Here is a 6,247-nt window from a genome sequence, read left to right as displayed (position 1 = left end):
CGGCAGGGACGCCGAGGGACCCGGTCGCCGGGGCGGGCGCGTCCGCGGGGGTGCCGACGGAGCCGGTCGCGGGGGCGCCGACGGAACCGAGCCCCGCGGCGTCGGTGGCGCCCGCGCCGACGCCCGCGTCGCGGTGGGTTCCGTACCAGTCGTCAGCACCCTCGACGGGCGCCGACATGCCCTGCTGGGCCGCGGCGATGCGCTCGGCCTCACCCCAGCGGGGCAGCGGCGCGGGCGACGGCTTGCCGTCGACGTGCCCCGGGGTGGCGACGCCGGTGCGGAGGAAGTCCATCACCAGCTTGTCGACGGCCTCGTTGCCGGTCCGGAAGGTGCCGTGGTCGCCGCCGCCGACGGTGACCAGAGCGCCACCGAGCGCCTCGACCACGCGGTGCGCGCCGGCGATGGGCGTGACGGCGTCGTCCTCGGAGTGCAGCACGAGCGGCTTCTCGTCGAGCGCGTCCCCGTTCGGGCTGATGGTCCGCGCGACGGGCTCCCAGCCCACGCAGTCGTCCCCGGCGGCCTCGACGGCGGCGCGGGTGGTGAGCCGGTTGCCGCCGGTGAACTTGTCGACCTTGGCGGACATGACGCCCAGCTGGTCGGCCGGCGCCGCGGTCTCGTTGCAGGTGACGATCGAGTTCATCTCGACGTCCGTGCGGTAGACGGGCGAGCGGTTCTCCTGCGCGGCGAGCATGAGGCCCACGGTCTCGTAGTCGACCCGGGCGATGTTCCCGCCGTCGTTGTAGTACTTGAGGATGTGGGCGAGCATCGGCCACGCCTGCTCGGAATAGGTGGCGCCGACCGTGGCGTCGTAGAGCCCGGTGGTGGCGTTGTTGGTCAGCCCCTGCAGGGCCGCGGCCCGGGCGAAGCCCTCGACGCGGGCGCGGGCGGGGGCGGTGCCGTTGATGACGTCGAGTGCGGGGCGCTCGACAGGGGTGCCGCGCAGCTCGACGGGCAGGTCGCGCGCCTCGGCGGGCGGCGGGGTGAGGTTGGCGGGGCCGCCCACCTCCTGGTCGGTGACCCACTTCCACGAGTGGAACACCTTCAGCGGGGTGTCGCCGAGGCCGTAGTAGTCGTCGCGCTCGGCGATCCAGGCGAAGATGTCGTTGACCCGCCGCTCCTGCGCCAGGGCACCCTGCTCGGCCTGCTTCGACCAGCGCCAGTCGGGGTGGGTGTTGGAGTCCAGCACCATGCGCCCGGTGTTCTCGGGGAACAGGGTGGCGAAGTCGGTGCCGATCGCGGTGCCGTACGAGACGCCCACGTAATCGATCTCGGCCAACTCGAGCGCCTCGCGGACCGCGTTCATGTCGCGGGCGGCGTTCTCGGTGGTCATGGACGCCATGTACTCCGGGTCGGTGCCGTAGCAGGCGTCGTGGAGCGCGTTGACGGTGTTCGGGCCGACGAAGTCGACGTTGCAGACCATCGGGTTCGAGCCGAACAGGCCACGCGGCTGGACGGCCACGAGGTCGTGGTTCTCGTAGAGCCCCTCGGGCCCGCTGCCGTCGGGGGCCGGGTTCCAGAAGTTCAGCGCGTAAGTGCCGGGCCCACCGGGGTTGCCGAACACGGTGGAGCGCGCCTGCCCGGAGGAGGCCTTGATGCGCGTGAGCGCGACCTTGGTCATGGCGGCGTCGGGGGCGTTGTAGTCGACAGGGACCTCGACGGTCCCGCACTCGAGGCCGGCGGGCACGTACTCGGCCTCGATCCCGAGCATCTCGGTGCAGTCCTGCCATTCGACCTGCGTGGCCGAGGCCACTCCGGTTCCCAGAAGTGCGATCGCCCCGACGACCGCCGTTGTGCCAACAAAAGTGCTAGACGGCTGCACCGATCCCCGATTCCATGTGCTGTAGGTGTCTCTCCGGCGAATCGGACGCAGCGACTGCTCGATTTCACGAGCGTCACATGCGTCCGAACCGCGACAAATGTAGCCCGTGACACCCGCCACGCGGGTGGAGCCCCGTGCGGACTCAGCGAACCGTCACACGATCGTTACCGGGGCTTCCGGAACGCGCGGAAAACCCCAGCTAGAAATAGATATGTCACGCCCCGCGACGGGGGGGGAGCGCCGGAGGATGGCGAGCGTGGTCAGAACCAGAGTCAGGCCGGCCAGGACGGTGGCGGCGAGCAGCAGACGGGTGTCGGTTCGCACCCGCTCGATGGGCCCTTCGACCGGCGGGTCGACCACCGGCGGCAGGACGGAGACGACGTCCCGGGACAGCCACCACAGCAGTACGGCGAGTGCGGCGGTGACGACGGCGGCCACCGCGAGGCGACGCGAACTCACGCCGGGTCCGGCCCGCCGGCGCGTCCCGCCCCGCCGTCGGCCGCCGCGACCGCACTGCTGAGGGCTGCGTGCAGGGCGGCGCGGTCGCGGGCCCAGGCGCGGACCTCGGCGCCGGAGTCCAGGCGCAGTCCCACCGCGCCGCGGCGGCGCGGGACCTCCCGCAACTCGCCGAGTGTGCGGGCGGTCTCCCACGAGGCCTCGGGCGCACCGGCGCCCGGCAGCGGCAGCACCGCGTCGATCTGGTCCACGCCGAGCTCCTCGGTGCCCTGGATGTACACCTGCGGAGTGAGTCGGACGCGACCGTGGACGCGGGTGGCGGCGATCATGACGCCGTGGCAGAGCGCGGACGCGACCGCACAGACGGTCAGCATCAACCAGTGCACGGGGGCGCCGGTGATCAGCTCGAACGCCGCGGCGGCCGCGCAGAACGCGGGGGCGGCGAGGATCCACGCCCAGCTCGAGCCGTCTTCGGCGTACAGGATGGGGCCTTCGGGCTCTATGCCCGGCCGTGTGGCGGCCGCGTCACTTGCCGGCACGCGCGCCGCCGCCCGGGGTGGTGAACTTCATGGCCTCGGCCGTGTGCTGGCGCCACACGGCGGTGGCGGCGCACAGCCCGGCAAGGATCTGCAGGGCGATGACGATGAAGCTGACCATGTCACCCCGCTCCCCCGCGACCGCGACCCCGCCGAACACGCCGACGATCACGGACACCGCGTCCACGATCAGGAAGACTGCAACTATGTCGAGCATCGTGCGGGCCCAGCCCTTGCCGGCCCGCAGGCGGAAGGCCAGCCACACGGTGACGGCGGCGGCGAGCAGCGCCACCACGGCACCGACCGCCAGGGAGATGGAGAACATGTCCTCGACCGAGATGTCGACGGCTCCGGTGTCGGCGACGGCGTCGCGAAATGCGTCCCGGGTGGCGGCCGGCAGGTCGCTGAAGCTCGCGGTCGCGGCGTTGAGGAGCATGCCGACGAGCCCGAACGCGGCGGCGGCGAGCCACAGCACCCACGCCGTGTGGATCTCCTCCGGCGGCGGCGCCGCGGGGTCGGTGGGCGAGCCGGGCTCGGCCGGCGTGCCCGACTGCTCGGGCCGGGCGGGCGGTCGCCAGGGACCGCTGGCGCGTGTCACCGCGAGCCCCAGCCTTCGGAGAGCAGGCGGGCGGCGTGAAGGGCCCAGTAGGTCAGGACGATGTCGGCGCCGGCGCGTCGGATCGACGTCAGGGACTCCATGACGGCCGGGTCGTGGTCGATCCAGCCGCGTTCGGCCGCGGCGGAGATCATCGCGTACTCGCCGGAGACCTGGTACGCCGCCACGGGCACCTCGGAGATCTCGGCGGTCTGGCGCAGGATGTCGAGGTAGGACATGGCGGGCTTGACCATCACCATGTCGGCGCCCTCGTCGAGGTCGAGCTGGACCTCACGCAGGGACTCACGCATGTTGGCGGGATCCTGCTGGTAGGTGCGGCGGTCGCCGCGCAGCGACGAGCCGACGGCCTCGCGGAACGGGCCGTAGAAGGCGCTCGCGTACTTGGCGCTGTAGGCCAGGAGGGCCACGTCCTGGTGCCCCTCGCGGTCGAGGGCTTCGCGGATGGCGGCGATCTGGCCGTCCATCATCCCGCTGGGCGCCACGACGTGGGCGCCGGCGGCGGCCTGGGACACGGCGAGGTCGTTGTAGGCGACGAGGGTGGCGTCGTTGTCGACGATCTGCTCGCCGCGCGGGTCGGTTCCGAGGACGCCGCAGTGCCCGTGGTCGGTGAACTCGTCGAGGCAGGTGTCGGCCATGATCACGAGGTCGTCGCCGACCTCGGCGCGGACGGCCGCGAGGCCGCGGTTGAGGATGCCCTCGGGGTCGGCGCCACAGCTTCCGGTGGCGTCCTTGTCGGCGTCGAGCGGGACGCCGAACAGCATGATGCCGCCGAGCCCGGCCTCGGCGGCGGCGACGGCCTCGCGGCGCAGCGAGTCGACGGTGTGCTGGACGACCCCGGGCAGCGACGAGATGTCGCGCGGCGCGTCGATCCCGTCGGCGACGAACGCCGGCAGCACCAGCTGACGCGGCGCGAGCGTGGTCTCGGCGACGAGCCGACGCATGGCCGGCGTCGAGCGCAGTCGACGCGGCCGCACCAGCGGCGCGGGGACGGAGGCGGTGTCGTCGTGCGGTGTCATCACGTGTCCCACTGTACGAAAGTCGCCGTCACCGGCGCCGGGTGCGCTCCGAGGGGCACCCGCGCGCCGGGGACGCGTCCCGGGTCAGCGCCGGCGGGCGCGGCGACGCGGGGGCGGCAGTTCGCCGGCCGCGCGCAGGTGGTCGGCGTGCGCGGCGAGCGCGTCGACCAGTTCCAGCACCGACGCGTTCTCGGGCTGCACGTCCACGCGCAGGCCGAACTCGGCGGCGGTCTCGGCGGTGCGCGGCCCGATGCAGGCGATGAGCGTGCGGGCGTGCGGCTTGCCGGCGATGCCGACGAGGTTGCGCACGGTCGAGGAGCTGGTGAAGCACACGGCGTCGAACCCGCCGGTCTTGATCATCTCGCGGATCTCGGCGGCCGGCGGGGCGGCGCGGACGGTGCGGTAGGCGGTGACGTCCTCGATCTCCCAGCCGCGGGCGGTCAAACCCTCGGCGAGGGTCTCGGTGGCGATGTCGGCGCGCGGCAGCAGGACGCGGTTGACGGGGTCCAGGACGTCGTCGTACGGCGGGAACACCTCGAGCAGGCCGAGGCTGGACTGCTCACCGCTGGGCAGCAGCTCGGGCTGGATGCCCAGCTCGCGGACGCGGGCGGCGGTGCCCTCGCCGACGCAGGCGATCTTCACGCCGGAGAAGGCGCGGGCGTCGAGGCCGAACTCGACGAACTTCTCCCACACGGCGCGCACCGCGTTGGAGGAGGTGAACACGACCCACTGGTAGCGGCCGTCGACGAGGCCCTTGACGGCGCGCTCCATCTGGGCGGGGCTGCGGGGCGGCTCGACGGCGATGGTCGGCACCTCGACGGGCACGGCGCCGTGCTCGGCGATGCGCTCGCTCATCTCGGCGGACTGGGCCTTGGTGCGGGGCACGAGCACGTTCCAGCCGAACATGGCACGCGACTCCCACCACTGGTAACGGTGCCGCTCACCGGCGGACTTGCCGATGGTCACCACCAGGTCGCCCTCCATGTCACGCCCGACCTCGGCCAGGGTCGCGAGGGTACCGTCGGCGGACTTCTGGGCACAGAGCGAGCCGGAGCAGGTCACGGTGACCGGCGTGCCCGCGGCGAGGCCCTGCTCGGCGAGGTTGGAGGCGGCCTCGGCGAGGTGGCGGGTCGTGGTGCGCAGGACGATGGGTCCGGGCGAGCCGACGAGGGCCGCCCAGTCGACCTTGCCGCGGCCGTCGGCGAAGACGTAGCCGGAGCCGAGTGCGATGCCGGCGAAGGCGGGCACGGCGGTGGCCTCGGCGACACCGGGGACCACCTCGAACGGCACGACGGTGCGGCCGACGGCGGCGATCTCGGTGACGGTCGCGTCGGTGGTCATGGGGTCGCCGGTGACGAGGCGGACGACGTCGCGGCCCTTCTTGGCCTCGGCGACGAGCTGCTTGGCCACGGCGGCGGGCTCACCGAGGACGGGCCGGACGTCGGCGGCGGTGGGCGCCGGGAGGGCCTTGAGGCGCTTGACCTCGGCCTTGTCCTCGGCGGCCACGGCGGCGTCCATCTCGGCCTGACGCGCGTCGAGCAGCTCCTGCGGGACGGGGACCTCGGTGGCGACCAGGGCCAGTACGTCGGCCGACACGTCTGCGTCGGCGAAGACCAGCGCGTTGCCGGCGAGGACCTCGCGGGCCCGGCAGGTGAGCATCCCCGCGTTGCCTGGACCGCCGCCGACGAAGCGGACGGTTCCGGGGCGGGTGGTGCGTGCTCGAGTCATTGTTCGTCTCTCCGTCGGGTGGGTGTCGCGCACTGGCTGCGCGCGAGGTGGGAGTTCGGGGGTCAGGGGTCGGTGA

General features: G+C 73.1%; 6 protein-coding genes. All 6 read right to left on the bottom strand.

Features of this window, described 5'->3' with window-relative positions; all coding sequences use genetic code 11:
- Positions 1 to 1,750, bottom strand: a 1,750-nt coding sequence (locus KHA85_RS15790) for an alpha/beta fold hydrolase (RefSeq protein WP_308936977.1), incomplete at its 3' end; no start/stop codon positions are given.
- A 222-nt stretch (positions 1,751 to 1,972) separates the two neighbouring features.
- The gene (locus KHA85_RS15785) at positions 1,973 to 2,278 is read right to left on the bottom strand and encodes a hypothetical protein (protein ID WP_236885803.1); all 306 of its coding nucleotides are present in this window, start codon (positions 2,276 to 2,278) and stop codon (positions 1,973 to 1,975) included.
- Positions 2,275 to 2,814: a transport-regulating membrane protein Mce1N gene (gene mce1N / locus KHA85_RS15780; RefSeq protein ID WP_308936976.1), complete on the bottom strand. Its 540-nt coding sequence runs from the start codon at positions 2,812 to 2,814 to the stop codon at positions 2,275 to 2,277. The genes KHA85_RS15785 and mce1N overlap by 4 nt, the downstream gene beginning before the upstream one ends.
- A complete protein-coding gene (locus KHA85_RS15775; RefSeq protein ID WP_213186538.1) occupies positions 2,801 to 3,409 on the bottom strand; it encodes a hypothetical protein in 609 nt (202 codons plus the stop codon). The genes mce1N and KHA85_RS15775 overlap by 14 nt, the downstream gene beginning before the upstream one ends.
- Positions 3,406 to 4,443, bottom strand: coding sequence for a porphobilinogen synthase (gene hemB / locus KHA85_RS15770; protein WP_213186539.1), 1,038 nt, complete (start codon positions 4,441 to 4,443; stop codon positions 3,406 to 3,408). The genes KHA85_RS15775 and hemB overlap by 4 nt, the downstream gene beginning before the upstream one ends.
- A gap of 84 nt (positions 4,444 to 4,527) precedes the next feature.
- Positions 4,528 to 6,171 (bottom strand): bifunctional uroporphyrinogen-III C-methyltransferase/uroporphyrinogen-III synthase, encoded by a 1,644-nt coding sequence (locus KHA85_RS15765; RefSeq protein ID WP_213186537.1) that lies wholly within the window; start codon positions 6,169 to 6,171, stop codon positions 4,528 to 4,530.
- Positions 6,172 to 6,247 lie beyond the last annotated feature (76 nt).

The sequence above is a fragment of the Dietzia massiliensis genome (assembly GCF_018390595.1).
GTDB lineage: Bacteria > Actinomycetota > Actinomycetes > Mycobacteriales > Mycobacteriaceae > Dietzia > Dietzia massiliensis.
The sequence above is the reverse complement of the archived record's forward strand: the minus strand, read 5'-3'. Positions and strand labels throughout refer to the sequence as shown.